The 22,476-nt window shown below is 51.9% G+C and carries 21 protein-coding genes; 2 read left to right on the forward strand and 19 right to left on the reverse strand.

All coding sequences use genetic code 11. The features are described 5' to 3' along the window. Nucleotides 1–123 precede the first annotated feature (123 nt). The 9 genes from NST26_RS18205 to sleB all read right to left on the reverse strand — a co-directional run bounded on the left by NST26_RS18205 (nucleotide 124) and on the right by sleB (nucleotide 7,626). Nucleotides 124–615, reverse strand: coding sequence for a YajQ family cyclic di-GMP-binding protein (locus NST26_RS18205; protein WP_036724757.1), 492 nt, complete (start codon nucleotides 613–615; stop codon nucleotides 124–126). A gap of 134 nt (nucleotides 616–749) precedes the next feature. Further along, the gene (locus NST26_RS18210) at nucleotides 750–911 is read right to left on the reverse strand and encodes a hypothetical protein (RefSeq protein ID WP_179090467.1); all 162 of its coding nucleotides are present in this window, start codon (nucleotides 909–911) and stop codon (nucleotides 750–752) included. Nucleotides 912–994: 83 nt separating this feature from the next. Then, entirely contained in the window at nucleotides 995–1,942 is a 948-nt protein-coding gene (locus NST26_RS18215) for a RodZ domain-containing protein (protein ID WP_339249024.1), read from the reverse strand. Nucleotides 1,943–1,990: 48 nt separating this feature from the next. Then, nucleotides 1,991–2,758 carry a DUF3388 domain-containing protein gene (locus tag NST26_RS18220; RefSeq protein WP_081751117.1) on the reverse strand — a complete coding sequence of 256 codons (768 nt, stop codon included), beginning with the start codon at nucleotides 2,756–2,758 and terminating at the stop codon, nucleotides 1,991–1,993. A 147-nt stretch (nucleotides 2,759–2,905) separates the two neighbouring features. Continuing rightward, nucleotides 2,906–3,166 (reverse strand): DUF3243 domain-containing protein, encoded by a 261-nt coding sequence (locus NST26_RS18225; protein ID WP_036692667.1) that lies wholly within the window; start codon nucleotides 3,164–3,166, stop codon nucleotides 2,906–2,908. 132 nt (nucleotides 3,167–3,298) lie between these two features. After that, entirely contained in the window at nucleotides 3,299–4,066 is a 768-nt protein-coding gene (ymfI, locus tag NST26_RS18230; RefSeq protein WP_036724753.1) for an elongation factor P 5-aminopentanone reductase, read from the reverse strand. Continuing rightward, complete coding sequence (gene yfmH, locus NST26_RS18235) at nucleotides 4,066–5,346, reverse strand: EF-P 5-aminopentanol modification-associated protein YfmH (RefSeq protein WP_340952182.1); 1,281 nt, start codon at nucleotides 5,344–5,346, stop codon at nucleotides 4,066–4,068. The genes ymfI and yfmH overlap by 1 nt, the downstream gene beginning before the upstream one ends. 2 nt (nucleotides 5,347–5,348) lie before the next feature. Continuing rightward, nucleotides 5,349–6,629, reverse strand: coding sequence for an EF-P 5-aminopentanol modification-associated protein YfmF (gene yfmF / locus NST26_RS18240; RefSeq protein WP_036724751.1), 1,281 nt, complete (start codon nucleotides 6,627–6,629; stop codon nucleotides 5,349–5,351). 145 nt (nucleotides 6,630–6,774) lie between these two features. After that, nucleotides 6,775–7,626 (reverse strand): spore cortex-lytic enzyme, encoded by an 852-nt coding sequence (gene sleB / locus NST26_RS18245; RefSeq protein ID WP_036724779.1) that lies wholly within the window; start codon nucleotides 7,624–7,626, stop codon nucleotides 6,775–6,777. Between the two features lie 172 nt (nucleotides 7,627–7,798). Between sleB and NST26_RS18250 the strand changes: the two genes are divergently transcribed. Both NST26_RS18250 and NST26_RS18255 read left to right on the forward strand, forming a co-directional pair. Next, nucleotides 7,799–9,775: an AraC family transcriptional regulator gene (locus tag NST26_RS18250; RefSeq protein WP_036724750.1), complete on the forward strand. Its 1,977-nt coding sequence runs from the start codon at nucleotides 7,799–7,801 to the stop codon at nucleotides 9,773–9,775. A gap of 187 nt (nucleotides 9,776–9,962) precedes the next feature. Further along, nucleotides 9,963–10,508: a DUF402 domain-containing protein gene (locus NST26_RS18255; protein WP_036724748.1), complete on the forward strand. Its 546-nt coding sequence runs from the start codon at nucleotides 9,963–9,965 to the stop codon at nucleotides 10,506–10,508. A gap of 139 nt (nucleotides 10,509–10,647) precedes the next feature. On the opposite strand, the gene NST26_RS18260 is transcribed toward NST26_RS18255, so the two are convergent. The 10 genes from NST26_RS18260 to dpsA all read right to left on the reverse strand — a co-directional run bounded on the left by NST26_RS18260 (nucleotide 10,648) and on the right by dpsA (nucleotide 22,408). Beyond that, nucleotides 10,648–13,320 (reverse strand): FtsK/SpoIIIE family DNA translocase, encoded by a 2,673-nt coding sequence (locus NST26_RS18260; protein WP_036724746.1) that lies wholly within the window; start codon nucleotides 13,318–13,320, stop codon nucleotides 10,648–10,650. A gap of 97 nt (nucleotides 13,321–13,417) precedes the next feature. Further along, nucleotides 13,418–13,633 (reverse strand): YlzJ-like family protein, encoded by a 216-nt coding sequence (locus tag NST26_RS18265; protein ID WP_036724745.1) that lies wholly within the window; start codon nucleotides 13,631–13,633, stop codon nucleotides 13,418–13,420. After that, entirely contained in the window at nucleotides 13,630–14,424 is a 795-nt protein-coding gene (locus tag NST26_RS18270; protein WP_036724744.1) for a ClpP family protease, read from the reverse strand. Before NST26_RS18270 ends, NST26_RS18265 begins: the two co-directional genes overlap by 4 nt. Before the next feature lie 182 nt (nucleotides 14,425–14,606). Beyond that, nucleotides 14,607–15,626: an anti-sigma factor gene (locus NST26_RS18275; RefSeq protein ID WP_051477966.1), complete on the reverse strand. Its 1,020-nt coding sequence runs from the start codon at nucleotides 15,624–15,626 to the stop codon at nucleotides 14,607–14,609. After that, entirely contained in the window at nucleotides 15,623–16,120 is a 498-nt protein-coding gene (locus NST26_RS18280) for an RNA polymerase sigma factor (RefSeq protein ID WP_036724743.1), read from the reverse strand. Before NST26_RS18280 ends, NST26_RS18275 begins: the two co-directional genes overlap by 4 nt. Nucleotides 16,121–16,273: 153 nt before the next feature. Continuing rightward, nucleotides 16,274–17,959: a ribonuclease J gene (locus tag NST26_RS18285; protein ID WP_036724742.1), complete on the reverse strand. Its 1,686-nt coding sequence runs from the start codon at nucleotides 17,957–17,959 to the stop codon at nucleotides 16,274–16,276. Between the two features lie 624 nt (nucleotides 17,960–18,583). Continuing rightward, nucleotides 18,584–19,459, reverse strand: a complete 876-nt coding sequence (gene dapA, locus NST26_RS18290) for a 4-hydroxy-tetrahydrodipicolinate synthase (RefSeq protein ID WP_036724741.1) — start codon at nucleotides 19,457–19,459, stop codon at nucleotides 18,584–18,586. Nucleotides 19,460–19,475: 16 nt separating this feature from the next. After that, nucleotides 19,476–20,696, reverse strand: a complete 1,221-nt coding sequence (gene dapG / locus NST26_RS18295) for an aspartate kinase (RefSeq protein ID WP_036692638.1) — start codon at nucleotides 20,694–20,696, stop codon at nucleotides 19,476–19,478. A gap of 218 nt (nucleotides 20,697–20,914) precedes the next feature. Next, entirely contained in the window at nucleotides 20,915–21,511 is a 597-nt protein-coding gene (locus NST26_RS18300; protein WP_036724740.1) for a dipicolinate synthase subunit B, read from the reverse strand. Further along, on the reverse strand, nucleotides 21,512–22,408 hold the full coding sequence (gene dpsA, locus NST26_RS18305; RefSeq protein WP_036724738.1) for a dipicolinate synthase subunit DpsA: 897 nt from the start codon (nucleotides 22,406–22,408) through the stop codon (nucleotides 21,512–21,514). Nucleotides 22,409–22,476 lie beyond the last annotated feature (68 nt).

Raw genomic sequence — 22,476 nt, forward strand, 5'->3', positions numbered from 1 at the left:
AATCCGGTATTCCAGCATTTTCTTCAAAACTGCTTAGCTAGTATATTATAGCCATAAATAAGTGTCAAAAAAACATGAAGCACCCCGCAAGTAAGGTAAGTATACACTGCGGGGCACATGATCTTACTTTAAATTGTTAAACTGTAAATCAAGCGGCAAATCAGCCTTGCGTAAAAGCTGGATAATCTGCTGGAGATCGTCGCGGCTTTTGCCAGTCACACGGATCTGATCACCCTGGATCGTGCTCTTAACCTTCAGCTTGGAATCGCGGATCAGAATATTGATCTTCTTCGCATTCTCCTGGTCTATCCCTTGCCGCAGTCCCAGCCGCTGGCGCACCGTGCCGAGCGAAGCCGGCTCCACTTTGCCGAAATCCATATTCTTCAGCGTGATTCCCCGCTTCACCATCTTGGTCTGGAGGATATCAATAACTGCATTCAGCTTGTATTCATCCTCTGAGGCGATGACAAGCGCATCCTTCTCCAGCTTCAGGCTGCTCTTGCTGTTCTTGAAATCAAACCGGTTATCAATTTCCTTCTCGGTTTGATGAACCGCATTGGTCAGCTCCTGCATATCCATCTTGGATACGATATCAAATGAACTTTCTGAACTCATGGTTCCACATCCTTTACTTCCAATTAGTCTGTTCCTATTATATGAGATAGGGGCTCTTAAGTCTAATACTGGAAAAGAGTGCACCTAAAAACACGCCTCCCGGAACCTGTCCAGGAGACGCTCACCTCTAAATATTATCTGCTGCGTGCAGGAGCCCGGAACATATCCAGAATCCCCAGCAGAACATGTGCCAGTCCAAAGCCCAGAATACCATATCCCCAGGCGCCCGGTGTCAAATAATACCCCAGGAGACTGACAATAATGCCAAGCCCTGTTACAATCCAGCTGACGGTCATGAGAGAATACACCTCACTTTGGCGAGAGAACTGTTAAACACTTCTAGGTTCTCCAATCCGCCAAAGACTATACATCGGATGTATTATTCTCCGGTAGTACTCCCGCCAGCAGCGCCGTCCGTACCGCTGTCCAGTTCAAGCAGCAGACGCGAGGAGGTTTTGCCGTCGGTAATAGCCTGTCCGTTGACCGAAATCGCGGTAGCCGGTGAATATCCCGATTTGATATACATGCCTTCGCTGTCCAGCGTGAAGCTGAGATTATCGCCGGCCTTAGTGTTCCCGAAGCTGAGCTTCTCCCCCTTGGAGTTCTCGCCCTTGTACACTTCAAGCCAGCTGACTCCGGTTGAGGCAATCACGACCTGAACCTGGCTTCCGGCAGGCGCGGAGACCTTATAGATCGTTGTCTTGCCCGATTTACGGTCCTGAGTAACGGTGACAGCACCCGGAGAAGCCGATGGAGACGGCTCTGGAGTTGCAGCAGGCGCAGTGGTTGCCGCGGCTCCTGCATCAGGTGTAGCTGCCGCATCCGCTGTCGCTGAAGGCACTGCACCGCCTCCAGCGGCAGTAGGAGAAGGCTTAGCCTTAGCCGGATCTTGCGTCGCGGTAGTCATGCTTGCATTATCCGCTTTCTCCGGCGAATCATTATTCATCGTGGAAGAGGCATATAAGTAGATGACCACCAGAATCAGCACCGGGAAGGTCCACATCAGCAAGGTCGGGAGCCACTTGGCGTTACGCTCCGTTTCAGGCTTGCGGCTGCGCTTCTGAATCACGGTCTCCATGGTAGTATCGACGGGAGCAGCAGGCACATTGCCGTGCTCCTCCATCAGCTCATCCGGGTTGACCCCGACCGCCTCGGCATAGGTTTTGATAAAAGCCCGGACATAAAAGCTGCCGGGAAGCACTTTATAATCCCCTGCTTCGATGGCTTCCAAATATTTTTTGCGGATCTTTGTTACTTCCTGGACATCATCAAGACTCATCCCCTTTTGCAGACGAGCCTCCTTCAAATGCCGGCCCAGTTCCGACATACCATCACCTCCTGAATGTTGTGTGAGCAATGCTCTTAATGAAATATATTAAAGATCTTCACTGTAGCTTGTCGTAAACGACTCGTACAATATCTCTTCGTTCGGTGAATTGCGCAACTCAATAATAATATCGAAGTCATCGAAGGTGAATTCGGACTCCCGCACAAAAATATCAGGATGCTCAATCACCTTGGTGCTTGCCATACTCATGACATTCTGCAGCAGGTTATAATGCTTCTCATTCGAGCGGATGGTGCTGACGATCCCGTCAATGATAAATACATTATGCGGATTCATCTCGTCTTCGGCGAGCTGGCTGCGGACGGTCTGGCGCAGCAGCGTAGAGGAGACAAACGTCCAGCGCTTCATCGCACAGACGCTGCCGGCAATAATCGATTCTGTCTTGCCTACCCGCGGCATGCCACGTAGTCCTATAACCTGATTGCCTTCTCTCTTAAACAGCTCGCCCAGGAAATCGACCAGCAGCCCGAGCTCATCGCGGGTGAAGCGGAAGGTCTTGCGGTCATCCGAATCCCGGTCGATATACCGTCCATGCCGGACCGCCAGCCGGTCCACAAGCCGCGGTGTACGGAGTGCCGTAACCGTTATATTATCAACTTTCTTGAGCATTTCGCCCATCAGCATGATCTTCTCATCGTCGCTGGTTTCCAGCAGCATTCCGCGCGTCTTGCCTTCCACGCCGTTAATCGTCAGAATATTGACTTCCAGCATCCCCAGCATGGAAGCAATGTCGCCTAACAGACCGGGTCTGTTCTTATGTATCTTATACTCCATATACCATTGTTTATATTCCACTTGTGCGCACCTCATAGATTCCTTTTCCCTGCATGTTGTTTCAGATACACGGGTCATGTTAATGATATATAAAAAAAAATTGAAAGGCAAGGACACGATTGTAATAATTGCAGAAAAGCTCCCGCAAGGGGAGCTTCTTCCGCGTACCTATGCGTTTTTCTTCGCCAGTTTGACCATGAGTCCGGCAATGGTATGCTTCTCATCATCCGTTCCGACATCCCACAGCTCTTTGATGGCCCGGTTGGAATAGTTGCCCGGATCGACCTTCTTATCGAGGAATTCCCCGATTTCGAACGCCAGCTTGGTGATGGTCTCGTCGCTCATCCCCATTTTTTCAGCCTGAATGACCCGGTCGCCCAAAAAACTTTTCCAGGTATCAAAGTTCTTCACTACGGAATCTGTTGACATCTTAAATCCTCCTCAGGTTTGTAATGATATTGAGATTTAGAAGCAACAGTTATAATATGTCTCAAGCCGGAAGGTCTTATGCTGGAGCATTTCTCCAGAGCAGGCTCATGGTTCCTGGCATTATACCGGTTATTACGTAATCCAGCCGCCGTTCGGACTGATGACCTGACCCGTAATATAACCGGACTCAGGCAGTGCCAGAAAATAAACAAGCGAGGATATATCCTCAGGGGTAGCCAGCCTCCCCGCAGGGATCTCCTCCTCCAGCATTTTCAGTTCATCCGCCTGCAGATTGGACAGCATGGCCGTGTGAACTGCTCCAGGCGCTACAGCGTTCACAGTGACCTTGGAGGGGGCCAGCTCTTTGGCAAGCGCCTTGGTAAAAGCATTAACTCCGCCCTTACTGGCCGAATAAGCCACTTCACAGGAGGCACCCGAGATTCCCCACACAGAAGACACATTAATGATCCGGCCGTAACGCTGCGTGACCATATAAGGCATGAAAATCTGGCTGCACATGAAGGTGCCCTTCAGATTCACCGCCATGATATCGTCCCACTCCTCCTCGGTCAGATCGGCTAACATGCCATAATGAGCTTTACCGGCATTATTGACCAGGATATCCGGCATCATGCCGCTGCTCTCCAGCCTTTCGGCCATGCGTACGAGCTGACTGCGGTCTTTCATGTCCGCCGCTACGGTCATTACCTTCGCCCCCAGCGCCAGACAGCGCCGGGCCACATCATTTGCCGCTTCATGCGAATTCATATAATGAATCACAATGTTCATTCCCACCGAAGCAAAACGCTCAGCGATCGCGCCGCCGATTCCCCCGCTGCCTCCGGTAATGAGCACTGTCATTTCGCCAATCGGTTTGCTGTCCTCTCCCGGTAACATCATTAAGGACTCACCACCAGCGATACGGCCAGCTGCTCCCAGTTCACATGATCATGGAGCCGGGCATTCACTTCATCCAGAGTGATCGATTCATACAGGGGAAGCACTTCAAACAGATCTCCTCCACGGAACTGGTAACGGGTGAACTCATGGGCAATGCTCTCCGGCGAATTCAGCATCCGCAGGAAGCCGCCGATTTTCTTTTTACGGGCCCGTTCGAAATCCTTCTCCGCGAAGCCCGTCTCCAGAATGCGTCCAACTTCTGCCTTAATCCGTTCAAGCAGCAGACCCGGATCTTTGGTATCGCCGCCGATCGCCGAGAAGGCATACTCCGCAGAGCTGTTAAATTCATGGCCGAAGCTGTCCGAGATCAATTCCTCGTCATAGAGCTTCTGATACAATGCCGTACTGCTGCCAAACAGCAGGTCCAGCATCAGCTTCGTGGTCAGATCACGGCGCACCGCCGCTTCACCGATCAGACCATCCACCTTTTCCTTAAATCCGAACATCATTTTGGGAATGGAGACAGCAAGTCGGCTCTCCACATGCTTCGAGGCTACCTGCTCAGGCTCCTCCGCGAAGATACGCGTAATTTCACCCTGCTTCTCATAGCTCTTGCCTTGCTGATTGCTGCGGATCAGTTCAAATACCTGCTCAGGGTCCACTCCGCCGACAACGAACAGCAGCATATTGCTGGGATGATAGAAGGAGTTGTAGCAGGTGTACAGCGTTTCCTTCGTAATGGTTGAGATGGATTCGATAGTTCCGGCAATATCAATGTGAACCGGGTGAGTAGCATACATGGCTTCAATCAGCCCGAAATAGACGCGCCAGTCAGGATTGTCGGCATACATATTGATTTCCTGCCCAATAATTCCCTTCTCCTTCTCCACGTTCTCATCGGTAAAATAAGGACGCTGCACAAAATCAACCAGCGTGCTGAGATTCTGCTCAATGTTCTCCGTGGCCGAGAAAAGATAGACCGTCTGGTCGAAGCTGGTGAAGGCATTGGCCGATGCGCCATTCGACGCAAAGGTGGCAAAAATGTCGCCTTCCGGCTCCTCGAACATTTTATGCTCCAGGAAGTGGGCAATTCCGTCCGGTACTGTAGTCTCCTCGCTGCCCGCCACCTTGAAGTGATTGTCTACCGAACCGTATTTCGTGGCAAAGGTGGCGTAGGTTTTGAGAAAAGCCGGCTTCGGCAGCACATACACCTGCAGTCCGTTATCCATAACCTCGTGATAAAGCGTTTCTTGAAGCCGTTCGTAATGGAGCTTCTCCATCCCTATTCCTCCTTCCCTGTCAGGAAATAAATCGTATCCAGCTCAAAAGTATCCGCTGCAGCCTTCACTTCAGCCGCCCCCATGCCGTCGACCTGGTCCATCAGCTCCTGGGCAGAACGGTCTTTGCCGGATAGCTGGCGGTTGAAATCAAAGGAAATCATCTCAAACGCCGAATCCTGAATCTCGGACAGCAGGTTGCGGATCATCGCCTTCGTCTGGCTAAGCTCCAGGTCAGTGATATTGCCGGCCTTCAGCTCATCTAGCTGCTTGCGGATAATATCAACGGCTTTGCCGTAGTTCTGGGTCTCGATCCCCGATTGAATCGTTCCGATGCCCTTATGCCCGTCATAACGGGAGGAGGCGTAATACGCCAGACTCTCCTTCTCACGGACATTGACGAACAGCTTGGAATGCGGGTAACCGCCAAGAATACCGTTGTACATCAGCGCGGAAGCATACCGGTCATCCTTGTAGGTAATCGAGGTCCGCAGCCCCATGTTCAGCTTGCCTTGATTCACATCCAGCTTCTCCTCTACCGTCCGCACTTCCGTAACCGATACCGGAGTGAAGTCCGAGGTGTAGCCTCCGGCTTCGGAGTGATGGGCCCGGCCAAAATGAGCTATCACCAGCTTCTCGACCTCCTCAGGTGTGGTATCGCCCACAACATACAGATCAAGCGTAGCTCCATTCAGCCAGGAGGTATAGCTCTGGTACAGCGTCTCAGGCGTGATAGCATCCAGATCGGCCCGTTGACCGAGGGGATGGAGACGGTAAGGCTCGTTGCGGCACATTTCCTCAATGCAGCGTTCTGCCGCGTAGCGGATTTTGTCATTCACAATGGATTCCAGCTTCTTGCGGATCGTCTCGCGTTCTGTAGCTACATAAGAAGCCCGGAAGCTTCCATTCTCAAGCAGGGGACGGGTCAATACCTCTCCCAGAAAAGCAAAGGATTCACCAAGCAGGCTCTCCTTGCTCTGCACAAAGGAATCATTGATCGTATCCATCCGGAACTGGACAATCTGGTAATCCCCGCGTTTATAAATATCGAAGCCGAAGCCGGCACCGTACAGCTCCTCCAGACGCTCGCGGAATTGAGTAGTTTCCGGATAGGACGCTGTCCCCCGGCGGAGTACAAACGGAACCAGTGCGGTAGAAGTCACTGTACTTTCTTCAAGCGGAACGCCTGCATACAGTGAGATGGCGAATGTCTTGAACGCCTTGGTCGGCAGAACATGTATGCGCATGCCTGCGGCATGGCCATGTTGAAATGCATTATTAGTCAAGTCCAAAACTCCTTTGCAGCGTGGATGGATGCTCTATAACAAGTTTATGAAGTATTATCCATTCTAAACCATTCCAAAGTAAGGAAGCAACCGGAGGACAGCGTACCGGTTGCTCTTACGGAGGGTTGTATACAGACACAGTAAGCTACATGCAGAAAATATGCTGGCCGATCGTCTTCACCTGCGGACGGGACCAAATCCACTTGGAAGTCGCCGTCTTGGGATTGAAGTAATAGATACAGCCGCCCGACGGGTCCCAGCCGCTCAGTGCCTGCTGCACTGCCTTGCGTGCCTGTTCATTAGGCTCCAGATAGATCTGTCCGTCAGCAACGGCGGTGAAGGCTCCCGGCTGGAAAATGACGCCCGAAGGCGTATTTGGGAAGCTTGGGGATTTTACACGGTTAAGAATGACTGCGGCTACAGCCACCTGTCCTTCAAAAGGTTCGCCGCGTGACTCGCCGTAAACCGCGTTAGCCATGATCTTCAGATCGTTTTCGGACAAGCCCATGGTATTGCCGGAGGACAGTTCAGCCGTATTGGTTTTGGCTGCAGCTGCGCCGGAGGGCGCTTTCTTCTGGGCGGTAGACGTCTCGGGCGCTGTCGGCTTCCAGGCTGTAGTCGCATTGTATAGCTTAAGCTTCGTCTTGGCCCCGACTACCCCGTCGGATTTCAGGCCGAATTTCCACTGAAACCAGGTGACAGCATTTTTGGTTTTGGTCCCGAACTGGCTGTCAATCTTCCCGTTAAAATAACCAAGGTACTTCAATCTTCCCTGCAACTCATAGACATCCTGCCCGGAGGAGCCGACCTTAAGCGGAGTTGTGCCGAACACGGGCATGGCTTCCTCCCCTTCATCAGGGCTATCTGCGGCAACCTGTTCTGCTGCATATGGCTTGGCATAGATCAAATCATGATCTTTGAAGACTGCACCGGCAAACGGTGCAGCTGCAAGGGCAAGGGTAACGGCGGCAATGATCCACTGCTTATGTTTTGTCATGGGATTCGCTCTACCTTTCTCTTGGAAGTTCTGCATGAATGGCTAAAGTTATTATGACGACTGGCAGGACTTCCTATGCATGACCGCAAATCAAGGAACCGTAAATTCATTGCAACTGAGAACGATTATCAACTATACTTGGGTTATGAAACAACAGGAGTTGAGAAGAAACATGGATTTTAAGGACCATATTGTACTGTGGAACCATGCTGCTGTAGAAGTTATCGATATCCGCAAGGCCTCATTCATTTCTGGACAACCTCCGCTGAAGTATCGCCTTCCGGCTAGTACATACCTGTATATCGTTCGCGGCAGCGCAAGTCTGCTTATAGATGACAGCCGATATGAAATCAGCGGCGCAACTGTCTTTCACGGGGGCAAAGGCACTACGATTAAATTGCTAAAAACACATGAAATTCTGGAATATTACCTTATTATGTACCGTACAACGTTAACCCTGCCTGCGCGCCGCAATCTTACAGCGCTTTTGGAGCGCAGCAAGCCTTTTACCGCGTCATATCATTGCACTCCGGCCCATCCCCTGCCGCTGTATGAGCTTCTAGACCAGATGTATGGGGAGTGGCAGACAGGCCGCGACCTTGAGCATCTGCATGTCAAAGCCCTGTTCTATCAGTGGGTCCATGAGCTGCTTCATCAGATGCAGGGGCAGGAGCTGCACCCGCTTAGAGCAGATGTGCTCGACCAGGCTGTACGCTATATGCATGATTCTTACAGCAGGCCGTTCACCCTGGATACACTAGCCGACACTTTGGGCACCAGCCCGAGGACATTATCGAGGTTATTCCGCATGCGGCTTCAGAGCAGCCCCGCCCAATATCTGGTTCAGATTCGCATGGACAAGGCACGTGAGCTATTGCTGGGCACAGAAGCCACACTGCATGATATTGCAGCTGCTGTGGGCTATCCGGATGCGTATTCTTTTGGAAAAATGTTCAAAAAGCACTTCGGAAACTCACCAGTAAGGTACAAAAATTCTGTGCAGGCCGCTTCCCCGTGGCGGGATATGATATCTGCGCTGTCTGCAAATGACATTGCCCGTGAAGGCACTCTCGGATATATTGATGATGATAATCATTATCAATATGATCTAAAAGGAGCGTCATCCATGTTCAGAACGTCTAAGCCATCCCTAATGTTAACCTTGTTGTTATGCTTCACCATAGTGTTAAGTGCCTGTTCCTCAGGAACTGCCACAACAACGACGGCGGGCAACGGCAGCAATACGCCAACCTCTTCGCCTGCTGCGACGGCATCCTCTACAACGTCCCCTGACAACACTGCAGCCGAGGCACAGACCCGGACAATCTCTACAATAAAAGGGGATATTGAGGTGCCTGCCAATCCTCAGCGTGTCGTTGTGTTGTACTTGCTGGGCGATGTTCTGGCGCTGGGCATTAAGCCCGTAGGTGTCTCTAGTGTAAATGAAGGTGCTGCCTTCGAGAACGAATTGAAAGATGTACAGAAGTTGGGAAGTTGGTTCGAGGCCAGCCCGGAAGCTGTCTTATCGCTTGATCCCGATCTGATTATCGTTCCTTCCGAGGAAACTTACAATGCATTGCATGATATCGCACCCACCGTATTGGTGCCTTATGAGAAAATGACAACCGCTGAGCGGGTCAGCTTTATTGGACACACTCTTAATAAGGAAGATCAGGCCACCAGCCTATTAAATGATTTCAATGCCAAAGTGGAGGACAGTAAGCTGAAGCTGAAGGAAGCGGGAATTCTAGATTCGACCATCTCCATCATGGAAGGCGGCGGAGAACGCAGTATGTTAGTGATTATGAGCAAACAGTATGGCCGGGGTTCGCAGGTCTTATATGAATATCTTGGCATGAAGGCACCGGAGAAGATTCAGCAAAAAATAGATAGCAAGACCGATGTCGGCGGGGAGTCTGTATCCTTTGAAGTCATTACCGATTACAGCGGAGATTATATCTTCCGTTCCTCTTATGACGGAATGACTGACCTGACGGGAGACCCGATCTGGAACAGTATTCCGGCAGTCAAGGAAGGCCGGTTAATGAATATCGACTTCGGATTATCGTATTACAATGATATCTACTCCCTAAATGCGCAGCTTGATTACATGGTTGATGCTCTGCTTGCAGCTCCCCGGGTGAAGTAATACCAATGGCACCATTCGCAAAATAAAGTTAGGCACAATCCAAACAGAGCAGCGCTCCCCTATATTGGAGAAGCGCTGCTCTGTTTTTAGATGTAAAACAACCTATAATCAGGTTCAATATTGTTGCTGATTCTCCGCTTTGATACAATTAGGAAAGAACACTTCTTAGGTGAAGGGAGCTATACATTTGAAGAGAAAATATGGGGACCGTTCAGATTGGAAACGTGTATTGGAAAGAGAATATGTCCAGTCATATCTTGAAACAGATAATTTTAAAGGCTACTTATCACTTCTGAAGATTGCCAAAGTTAAAGAGCCGTTGTACGTAAAATACTTTGACCAAAAGGTTTGCATTGTAAATGATGGGTATTCGTGGCTTCAACAATTCCCTCTTGATAAGCATCATTCAGTGACTACAATGTTTGACGAGCAAGGGCAGATTGTACAGTGGTATATTGATATATGCTATAGAAATGGTGTAAGTGAGGATAACGTGCCTTGGATGGACGATTTGTTCTTAGATATTGTCGTTTTGCCGTCAGGTGCAGTAATCCAAAAGGATTCGGAAGAACTCGATGAAGCATTGCTTCAGGGCAGAATTGACAGCTCTCTATATAACCTCGCAAGACAAGAGGCAGACTTAATTAATTCCCTTATCAAAGACGGGAAATTCACCTTGTTGCAGCTTTCAGAGCAACATCAAGATATTCTTTTACATATGCTCCAAAAGTAAGTCTGATAAAAAAATCAACAACCTCACCCATTTATACTGGGATTGTTCGGGACACATAACATCAACGTTATCGAAAAGAACCTCTAATAAAAAGCTGTCCCAATCAGCCATTCATGGCTTGCGGGACAGCTTTTTACATTTATGAACTGAGTCTGTTCTGCTGATACTGCTCCAGTGACATCAGCACCTCACGCGGCTTGCTGCCCTCGTAAGGGCCGATTACGCCTCTGGCCTCCATCGAGTCGATCAAGCGTGCGGCACGGGTGTAACCGACGCGCATACGCCGCTGAAGCAGCGATACAGAGGCCTGCTTGGCTTCCAGGACAATCTGGACGGCCTGTTCATACAATTCGTCCTGCGGCTCCTGATCCTCGCTCATGGTGTCGTCCACCTCAGGCACAAGCGACTCATCGTAATTCGCTTCCCCCTGGCTGCTGACATACTGTACAATTGTCTCTACTTCCTGATCGCTCATGAAAGCGCCCTGGACACGAATCGGCTTGGAAGCCCCCATTGGCAGGAACAGCATATCACCGCGTCCAAGCAGCTTCTCGGCACCCGGCATATCCAGAATGGTCCGGGAATCCACATTCGAAGAGACGCCGAAGGCGATCCGCGAAGGAATATTCGCCTTGATCAGGCCGGTGATAACGTCAACCGAAGGACGCTGTGTGGCGATAATCAGATGAATTCCCGCCGCCCGCGCCATCTGGGCCAGCCGGCAGATCGCATCCTCTACATCATTGGCCGCAACCATCATCAGATCGGCAAGCTCGTCCACGATGACAACAATATAGGGCAGTACTGCTGCCGGATTATCCTTCATCAGGTTGTTATAGCCTTCCATATTGCGTGTGCCTGATTTGGAGAACAGCTCGTACCGCTTCTCCATCTCCACCACAATCTTCTTCAAGGCCAGACTGGCACGCTTGGGGTCTGTCACTACCGGAGCCAGCAAATGCGGAATGCCGTTATATACATTCAGCTCGACCATCTTAGGGTCAACCATAAGGAATTTCACTTCATTCGGCTTAGCCTTATATAAAATGCTGGTAATAATACCGTTGATGCAGACCGATTTACCGGAGCCGGTTGCTCCTGCTACCAGCAGATGGGGCATCTTGGCGAGATTGCCGATAATCGTCTGGCCGGAGATATCCCGCCCGAAGGCAATGGACAGCCGTGAATCCGCCTCCTGGAAAATCTGTGTCTCCATCACTTCACGCATGGTGACGACCGAGACCTCCGAATTCGGCACTTCGATACCGATGGCTGATTTGCCGGGAATCGGCGCTTCCATACGGATATCCTTGGCTGCCAGTGCCAGGGCAATATCATCGGTAAGATTGACAATCCGGCTGACCTTCACGCCGATATCCGGCTGAATCTCATACCGGGTCACTGCCGGTCCACGAACCACTTCCAGCACCTTGGCCCTTACACCGAAGCTCTCCAGTGTAGCCTCCAGCTTGCGTGCCGTCTGCATATAATCATTCTGATCGCCCGCCTTCGCCCCGTTACTCGGCTTAGCCAGCAAACGGAAGGACGGCAGCTTGTACGGCTTGGGCGGAGGTGGAGGCGGTATAATTGGAGCCGCTTCGCCCTCCTCTGCCGTTCCCGGCAGCCCGTCCAGCTCTACAGGCAGTATACCCTCCCCGGATTCCCCTGACGGAACAGAATCTGATCCCGCTCTCGTAAGCTCAGCAGCACCTATTCCGGTTACAGCACCACCACGTGCCGCTGGTGAGAATTCGCTCCATTCCTCCCGGTCCTCGGCATTCAGCCCTTCCGAGCGGATATGCTCGAAGAAGTCCCGGATGATCGGCGTTACAGGCTCAAGCTCCTCATCCGGGAAGTCCTCCTCGCCATACTCCTCCAGAGGAACACCTCCCTCTGCTGTCATTCCGGAGATGACCGGACCACCCCGCGGATCAGTAATGATAATATCCGGCAGTTCTTCCTCCAGATCATCCATGACTTCCTGCTGATTCTGGCGGGCAGCCCCGCTGAACCATCCGGTAATTCTGCCCAGCAGCTTCGACTGTCCGCGTCTTGGCAGCTGCTGACCCGATCTGTCGTCCTCTTCAAAGTAATCGTCATCATCCGCAGGTTCCGGCGTTGTAACTCTGCTGGCTCTGGCCGGTCTGCTGTTGACCACTGGAACGGCAGCCGGGCGGTTCGCCGCCCGGAGCTTAATTCCTTCAATCAGCTTGACGGCCCTTACCCGGAGTAAGGTAAACAGCTCTACATAGGAGAGATTGGTAATCAGCATGAAGCTGATGGCCAGCAATACAATCATCAGCAGCTTAGCGCCCAGATTGCCGAACAGCCACAGGAGCGCAGCGTATTCAAGCGCACCGATGTACCCCCCGCTGATGTCCTTGCCCAACATGTACACGCTGCTGTCGCCGGCGCCCGGTGAGAGTGCGCCGGATAGATCATTATGTATTTGAGACAGTACATTGCCCGGATGCAGCATCCCAAGCGGGCCCAGCTTCTGCTGCATCGCCGATATGGTACTCATCAGGCACATGGACAACAGCAGGAGCAGGCCGCCGGTATAGCGGCTGTTCCAGGTGGACGGCCATTTCCTGTGAATCATTACCATCAGACCATAAAAGGTTCCCGCCAGCGGCAGCACAAAATAGAATCTGCCGAGCAAATAACCTGCCATGCTTGAGAGCGAGCGGCCGACAGCCGCTTCCCCCGACAAAGCAATGACGGAAATCGTAATCAGCAGAATTCCGTAGATTTCATATTTTAAAACACTGCCCAGCAGCGCTTTCTTCTTCTTTCTTCTCCGTTTAGCCACGCCAGCCACCCCCGAGTCAACATTATACCATATAATGGCGTGGCGTACCTATGTTCTCTTTTGTCAGAATATGCATCTTTAGGGGGGTTGTTCGTACTTAGCGGTCCAGCTGAACGATTGCACCCGGGGAGAAGGCCGCATCCAGATATTTATCCAGCGGACACTGCAGCAGCCGGACCACCTTCGCCTGACCTCCATCCAGCAGCTCTACCTGCATCAGCATGCCCTGAATAGTCATCTCCTGCACGGGAGAGGCATAACTCAGTGCCCCCTCGAATACCTGCTCCATCGGCAAAATGGTATAAAAGGTCATTGGGGCAGCCCTCCTTGCGGAAGTGTCTCATTTGTCAGAGTGGGGGCAGCAGCAATCATCCGGTTCAAATGGGCGAGTGCGGCACCTATCCCGCCCACTTCATCCATCAGACCATACCTGACGGCATCCTGCCCGCCCACTGCGGTACCGATGTCGCGGTTCAGCTCTCCGGTCTTGAACATCAGATCCTTGAACTGCACTTCCGTGATGCGGGAATGAGAGGTCACGAATTTCACCATCCGCTCCTGCATACGCTCCATGTACTCGAAGGTCTGCGGCACGCCGATCACCAGACCGTTCATCCGGATCGGATGGATCGTCATGGTGGCACTTTCAGCAATAATGGAATACGTGGAGGATACCGCTATAGGTACACCGATGCTGTGACCGCCGCCGATGACAACTGTTACCGTAGGTTTCGACAAGGAAGCGATCATCTCGGCAATGGCCAGTCCAGCCTCTACGTCCCCGCCGACCGTATTGAGAATGATCAGCAGCCCTTTAATGGTCTTGCTCTGTTCAGCTGCAACGAGCTGGGGAATGATATGCTCGTATTTCGTGGTCTTGTTATGCGGCGGCAAGACGAAATGCCCTTCAATTTGTCCTATAATCGTCATGCAAAAAATATCCGGCTCCCCTGTCGGCACCGCCGTCTGCCCCAGCTCCTTCAGCACCCCCACAGGTCCCGGCATTCCTGGAGGAACCGGCTCATTTACTGCTGGTTTAATCTCCCCTGGCAGGATCTCTTCGTTACGCCCTCCGCCCGCCTTGCTTGCTTCTGTGATTTCCATCGTACACAGCGCTCCCCTTCTGCCTGCAACACCCGTCCGTGTGCTTCAGGATTCTGATTTCTATTAGTATGACATTCCGGGGGACTCCCTTATGCACTATATAAATTGCACTTGTATTTTTCTGCTGCTAATTCAAGAGGGCAGCCCCTCTCTTTAAAGGGCCGCCCTCTGTATTTCATATTTTAGTATTTGTCCACCACCGCACCCAGCGCTGCTCCGCGCACGTAGGTCTGACCTTTCAGGCTCTTTAACCCGTCCGCCGTCCCGGTCACAACCACCCCCAGTATCCGTACATCCCCGGCCTCCGGTGCAGGCTTGTCTTTTTTCAAATAATTGAAGATACGCTGATACTCACTGTGGTGATTGTCTTTCTTGTCTACCCCAATCTGTACTGCGCCGATGAAATCCTCGGGCTTCGCCTGATCCCAGTCCGGCTGGACGCCGAACCCGTAGACTCCGTAATTCGCACTCATCGGGGTCGGATAGTTCATTTTAGCGGGATCATTCTCATTTGGATACGGCTTGAAGTTGAACCCCTCGCGGTCATCATACGAATCGACCCAGTACCAGACCGGCTTTGCGCCTGCGGGCAGCAGGCCTTCCACCTCTTCGAACGAATAATCCTTGTCAAAAGACACGGCCAGTTCCACTCGCTTGTCTTCGTTCATCTTATCCAGCTCGGGAAGATCATTTAGAATTCTCCCGCCATAATCGACGCCCGGAATATAGAAGGCCATTTCTCTTTGTCCATTGTCGGAATTGTAATTCCGGTAATACTCGTACCCCTCCTGCTTCATACGCGGATCTTCTACAGTCAGGTTTGACACGCCGCCGTACGCCCCCGTTGTGAAGGGGAACCACCAGGGATTGTAATTGAGCCATCTGGTTTTCCAGGGGATAGGTACGTCATCGACAATCTTGTAGGTATTCATTTCCAGGACGCCTGACAAAAAGCCGCGGTTATCCTTGTAGCCGGAATCGAATTCATTGGGACTGCTGATCCTCATATACTGCTGCTCGCTATAGTGGGCATTCATGGATAGATGACCTACAAGCTGCGCTGCTCCATAGAATACGATCAGCAGCGTAAGTATACTGACTCCGAGTGAAATCAGGATACTGCGTATCATACTCTTCCGTTTGGTTTTTTTCAGGGTGGTCATAATATTCTGGTCTTCTGCTTCTTCCCATGGGGCAGTCATTCGCCCTCACCTCCATATAATTGTTGAAATTGCTGCCGCGCCCGGTAGAGCGTAGCCTTCACTGTTCCTTCCGTGATGCCGAGCATGGCGGAAATTTCCTTGTAGGACAGCTCCATTTCATATTTCAGCAGAATCAGCTGCCTGTTGGCTGGAATCATACCGGCCAGCACCTCTTCAATCTTCTCCTTGCGCTCCCGGCGCAGCAGCACCGCTTCCGGGAGCTCATGCTCAGGCGCAGGATGAACCTCCACTTCCTCGCTGTATTGGAACTTCTTCTTCCTGCGGCACAGGTCAAAATACCGGTTGATCGCAACCTTATACAACCAGGCACTGAATTTGCGCTCATCGATCGCTTCCAGATACAGCAGCGCCTTGTACACAGTGTCCTGCACAATATCCTCTGCATCTGAGGTCCCGGCACCGAGGCGGATCAAGTAGCGGCGGATCTCCGCCAATTTGGGTTGGAGCACCTTCTCCAAGTCTCTTGGCTCCATGCTGCACCTCCTTGCTTGTATAACGGTCAGGTTGCCCAAATGTTGTTTTGTGCAGTGAAAAAAACATAAAAAAGCCCCCTTCCCCAGGAAACCGTCCAATATTTCCGGGAAAAGAGGCTATTGCCAAAGCTATATTGTTAAGAAATGCTTCTCTTATACTTCCATAATAATCGGCAGGATCATCGGTCTGCGGCGTGTCTGCTCATAGAGGAAACGGCCGAGGGAGTCTTTGACACTGGTCTTCAGGGAAGCCCATTCATTGACCTTCTCACTCATCAGACGCTGCAGCGTACCCGCAACAATCCGGTTTGCTTCATCCAGGAGGCCTTCCGATTCCCGTACATATACGAATCCGCGTGAAATGATGTCAGGACCGGAGACAATCGCTCCGTTCTGCTTGCTGAGGGTAACCACAACCACCAGAATACCATCCTGCGACAACAGCTTACGGTCACGCAATACAATGTTACCCACATCGCCGACACCCAGCCCGTCGATCAGTACGTTACCGGCAGTTACCTTACCCGCTCTGCGTGCAGCTCCACCGGAGATCTCAATCACTTCACCCAGCTCGGTGATGAAGATATTGCTTGGCTCTACGCCAACAGACTCCGCCAGAAGTGCATGCTTGCGCTGCATCCGGTATTCACCGTGGATCGGCATGAAGTATTTCGGCTTCATCAGGTTGAGCATCAGCTTCAGCTCTTCCTGGCTGCCGTGACCGGATACGTGAACGCCGGAGTTGGAGCCGCTGTAGATAACATTGGCACCCAGACGGAACAATTCATCAATGGTACGGCCTACATATTTCTCATTACCCGGTACCGGTGTAGCCGCAATAATAACGGTGTCGCCCGGCATAATGTCTACCTTGCGGTGGCTGGAACGCGCCATGCGTGTCAGCGCCGACATTGGCTCGCCTTGGCTGCCTGTGCACAGTACTACCACACGGTTGCCTGCCATTCTGTTCATCTCTTCAGGCTCAATGAGCATGCCGTCAGGGATATGCAGATAGCCAAGCTCGGAAGCAATGGATACTACGTTAACCATGCTTCGTCCAATAACGGTAATTTTACGTCCGGTTGCTTCAGAAGCGTTCACTACCTGCTGAATACGATGCACGTTGGAAGCGAAGGTTGCTACTACCACACGTTGTTCAGCTTTGCGGAAAATATCTTCCAGCACGATGCCGACATTCTTCTCCGAAGGCGTGAAGCCCGGCTTCTCGGCATTGGTGCTGTCAGACAGCAGGGCCAGAACGCCCTTCGATCCGATCTCAGCCATGCGGTGCAGATTGGCAAATTGACCGTTGACTGGCGTGTGGTCGAATTTGAAGTCACCGGTATGGACAACGTTGCCCTCTGGTGTCTCAATGCATACCCCGACAGAATCCGGAATACTGTGATTCGTTCTGAAGAAGGTTACCTTAAGCGATGTGCCCAGTTCAACCTCGGAATCCTCGTTAATCAGAATCCGCTTAGTTTCACCCAGCAGGTTCGCTTCCTTGAGCTTGTTCTCCACAAGACCCAGGGTAAGTCTTGTTCCGTATACCGGAACATTCAGGTTCTTAAGCACATAAGACAAGCCGCCAATGTGATCCTCATGGCCATGCGTAAGAACAATCCCTCTTACCTTGTCACGGTTCTCGGTGAGGTAGGAGATATCCGGTATTACGATATCAATACCCAGCATATCTTCTTCAGGGAATTTCAGACCGGCGTCTACGACTACAATGTCGTTGCCATACTGAACTACGTACATGTTCTTACCAATTTCACCGACTCCGCCAAGTGCGAATATCGTCAGTTTGTCGTTGTTGTTATTGTTTTTTTTGGACAAATGAATCTAACCCTCCTATGATGTTGGACGTCATACTTTTTATTTGTTAACAATGAGCTTCAATATTTCAGCGGCGCTGTAATATACATCAAATTGCTGTTAACTCCTTATTTCGACAAGGAATTCCCGGTAAGTCTGTATACTTGCACAGGTCTAAACTCCCGAATCCGGGCAGTAATATCCTCTTGAAGCGGGCAAATGCCCTCAAAATTCCACCACCGCGCCCCTCGCGCGTAAATCCGGCATATTTAGCACAGACTTATTCAAGGACCTATCCTGTCTTACAATGCAACAAATCCGCATTGCCGGAAGATTACCGCATATTCAATTAACCGCACCAAGTCACTTAAGTTCATTATACATGATTTTTTTGGCAAAAGACAAGTCACCCTGTACCTGGTCCTATTCTTTCCTTAACAAACAGCCAATATTTAAGGAAAAGACAAGCAAAAAACGCTGCAATGCCTGACTTTTTTAACATAGAGTTAATCCTGGAGAAATAATTACCATATGCGATCTGCGGCAGCCAGAAGTCCGTAACGTAAAAAAACGGCCGCTCCATAAGAGCGGCCGGTTGCCGTTGTACCTATCTTCGCCTATTCACTTATCCATGCCTGGACTAACTTATCTGAGCAGGGCAGCAATGAATGCCGCCTCTTCTTCCGTCGGTGAAACCAGCGGCAGGCGGACCGAGCCGACATCCATCCCGCGCAGCCCGAGCGCATACTTCACGGCCGAGGGGTTCGGCAGCGGCTGCGGACACTCGAACAGTCCCTTGAAGACCGGAAACAGCTGCCGGTGAAGCTCGCCTGCACGGCGGACATTCCCGGAGGTGAAGGCCTCGATCATCTCTGACATCTGTGCTCCGACAACATGGCTGGCCACACTGATAATACCGTGTCCTCCCACAGCAAGCGTCGCGAGACCGGCGGAATCATCTCCGGTGTAGACATGGAAGTCTTCAGGACAAGCTGAGGCAATCCATGTAATCTGGTCTACCGAAGCACATTCCTTCGTAGCCACAATATTAGGAATCTCCGCCAGACGCAGGGTGGTAGCTACACTCATGCTTACTGTCGTTCGTCCTGGCACATTGTACAAGATGCATGGCAGTGAAGTCGCAGCAGCAATTGCAGAGAAATGCTGGTAGAGCCCTTCCTGATTCGGTTTATTGTAATAAGGGACGACCAGAAGCACACCGTCCACGCCGATTTTCTCGGCTTCCTTAGTAAGCTCGGTGGAATGTCTGGTGCTGTTGCTGCCGGTGCCGGCAATAATTTTACAGCGTCCGGCTGCCTGCTGCTTCACGAAGGAGAACAGCTTCAGCTTCTCCTTATCGGTTAGGGTCGGCGATTCGCCGGTGGTTCCGCAGACTACGAGCGCAGCGGACTTTTGTTCCTCGATCAGGTAATCGACCAGCCTTGAAGTTGCTTCCCAGTTGATTTCTCCTTCCCCGTCAAACGGGGTAACCATTGCGGTGATCAGTCTTCCGAAATCCACTTTGAATTCCTCCTTGTCAGCGGTGCAATTCAAACTTGGCATGCAGGGCGCGAACCGACTGCACCATATCTTCTTTTTTCACGAGAACCCAGATCGTTGTGTTGGAATCAGCAGACTGCAGAATCTGGATGTTCTGCGAGCTGAGCGCCTCGACGATATGTGCCATAATTCCCGGAACACCGTTGATGCCCCCGCCGATGACGGATACCTTGGCACAGCCGGACAAGCTCTTGGGACGCAGGCCCAGCTCCTGCAGCGCAGCAATCGCCTGCTCCGATTTGTCATCGAACACGGTATATACGGCCTCGGTCGGTGTCACATTGATGAAGTCCACGCTGATTCCGTTATCGGCCATGCTTTTGAAGATCTGCAGCTGCACCCCGGTTCCATTGCCCTCCGGACATTCCACCGAGATCTGCGTAATATTGCTGACATAGGCAACCCCTGTGACGAACCGGTCCACCACTCCATGGGATACATCACTGAAGCCCTCGGGATGGGTCACAAGCGTCCCTTCCGCTTCGGAGAAGGTCGAGCGTACACGCACCGGAATCTGCGCCTGCATGGCAATCTCCACAGCCCGTGGATGAATGACCTTGGCTCCCTGATACGCCATGTTACAAATCTCGGTGTAGCTGACATAAGTAAGCTGTCTTGCATCTTCAACAATCCGCGGATCAGCAGTGAGTATTCCGTCCACATCCGTATAGATGTCTACCATATCCGCACGCAGCGCAGCCCCAAGGGCTGTAGCTGAGGTGTCGCTTCCTCCGCGGCCCAGCGTGGTGAAATCACCCGCTTCAGTCTGACCCTGGAAACCGGTTACTATTACTACTTTATGCTCACGCAGTTCCCGTAGAATGCGTTCTGTGCGCACGTCCAGGATTCTGGCATTGCCATAGCTGTTGTCGGTCAGGAATCCGGCTTGCGCTCCTGTCAGCACCGTTGACCGAATGCCCTCCTGCTCCAGCAGACCGCACAGATTGGCCGCCGAGATGATCTCCCCGCAGCACATCAGCAAATCCCGTTCCCGGTCCGGCAGTGAATTCCCGCTCTGAACCGCCAGATCAAGCAGTGTATCGGTAGCATAGGGCTCCCCCTTGCGGCCCATAGCCGAGACTACGACCACCAGGCTGAACCCGCTGGCCAGCTCCCGTTTGACATGACGGATTACGTGTTCTCTGGCCACTGGTGTGGAGAGTGAGGTTCCGCCGAATTTTTGCACCAAAATACCCATGTATAATTCCTCCATTGCTTCTCTCAGCAGACTTACTGAACCCTACGTGAAATAAATCACCCCGCGAGGCAGAAGTGTTCGTAGCTGCGATAACCTGACTCTTATTATAGCGTAAAATTGTTCGTGCCGCCCCCGGGATGAGGACGGCAGAAATGAAGCTTATGGGTCCGTCAGCTAAACTTCGCTCTTCCGGGCCAATCTTGTACTGATTATATAAGCTATGCAGAATGAAATCGTTGTACTAACATAGGCTGTAACTGGTGACCCTGCAGGGCGGCGTAACAGGCTTCGGGAATGAGATCCATCTGCGCCACCAGCGAATTCGGCTTCCCCTCGGGATTATCCTGTCCGAACGGGACGAAATAAATATGTTTGGCTACCAGGAGCTTCGCAATATTCGCAGCGTTAAGCCCAAGTCCGTCATTCGTCGAGATCGCCAGCACCAGCGGACGCCCGTTGCGCATCTGCGATTTGGCTGCCATCAGCACCGGACTGTCCGTCATCGCGTTCGCCAGCTTGCTTGTTGTGTTCCCTGTGCAGGGAGCAATCGTCAGCACATCCAGCAGCTTGGAAGGACCCAGCGGCTCCGCTTCAACAATTGTAGAAATGATATCATTCCCTGTTATATCTTTCAACTGTTTTAACCAATTTTCCGAGGTTCCAAAGCGGGTATCCGTGTTCAGTACCGAAGCAGACACAATCGGCACCACATTCGCTCCTGAGTCCATGAACCGCTGAATCTGCGGCATCACCTCAGCGAAGGTACAGTGTGAGCCGGTAATGGCATAACCTACTGTTTTTCCGTGCCAATCCATTCATTCATCCCCCCTGATTAAAGTCTCGTCCGATATCGACTGTACCAGCGCACCTGCCATAATGATTCCGGCGCTCTTGGGGGCAACAATCCCGGGCAGGCCCGGTGCCAGCATCGCCTTGATCCCGCGCTTCTCGGCATAACGGAAGTCGCATCCGCCCGGTGCGGACGCCAAATCGATGATCACGCAGTGCGGCTGAAGCCGGGACAGGACCTGTGCGTTGATAATCATAGCGGGTATGGTGTTGAAGATCAGATCCGCCTCAGGCGCATGCAGCAGCAAATCCTCTGTCATAAAAGGCTTCCAGCCCATTTCCTCCGCCCTTGCAAAGTGCTCCTGCTTCCTGACGCCTACTTTGACCGTTGCCCCCATTCCCTGGAGGGTTCTGGCCATGGTGAAGCCGGTCCGGCCCATCCCCAGCACCATCGATGTGGAGCCGTGTATGGTAAAGTCCGTGTTCTGTACGGCCATCACCAAAGCTCCCTCCGCTGTCGGAATAGAGTTGTAGATCGCCACATCATCCCTGTTCAGCAGCTCCACCAGCTTCAGCGAATGACCGGCACACAGGCCGCGCAAATAGCTTTTAGCCATGCCGGTGTATACCAATGCCCGGGACGGCAGTGCCGCGATGTGCTCCTCCCGCAGCTGGAGGCGTTCCGAAGAATACAGCGCATTAATGTAACCCTCATCATCGCAGCCGACCGCCGGCAGCACCAGCACATCCGCTTCACCTAGCAGCTCGGGCGACAACAGTTCCAGGCTTACCCCCGGGCATGGGGCATCCCATGTATCGAATCCGGCAACGCTTACGGCCGCATCCAATTCCACACATTTCCGAATCACTTCAATTTGTCTCGCGTCCCCGCCCAGGAACACGATCCTGATGCCAGTAAGCATAGGGATGACGCTCCTTTCCACAACCACATTCGACTATAGAGCATCTTATGCCGGAAGCCGCCGATGGG

The organism is Paenibacillus sp. FSL R7-0128, assembly GCF_038002245.1.
Taxonomy (GTDB): domain Bacteria; phylum Bacillota; class Bacilli; order Paenibacillales; family Paenibacillaceae; genus Paenibacillus_AQ; species Paenibacillus_AQ silagei.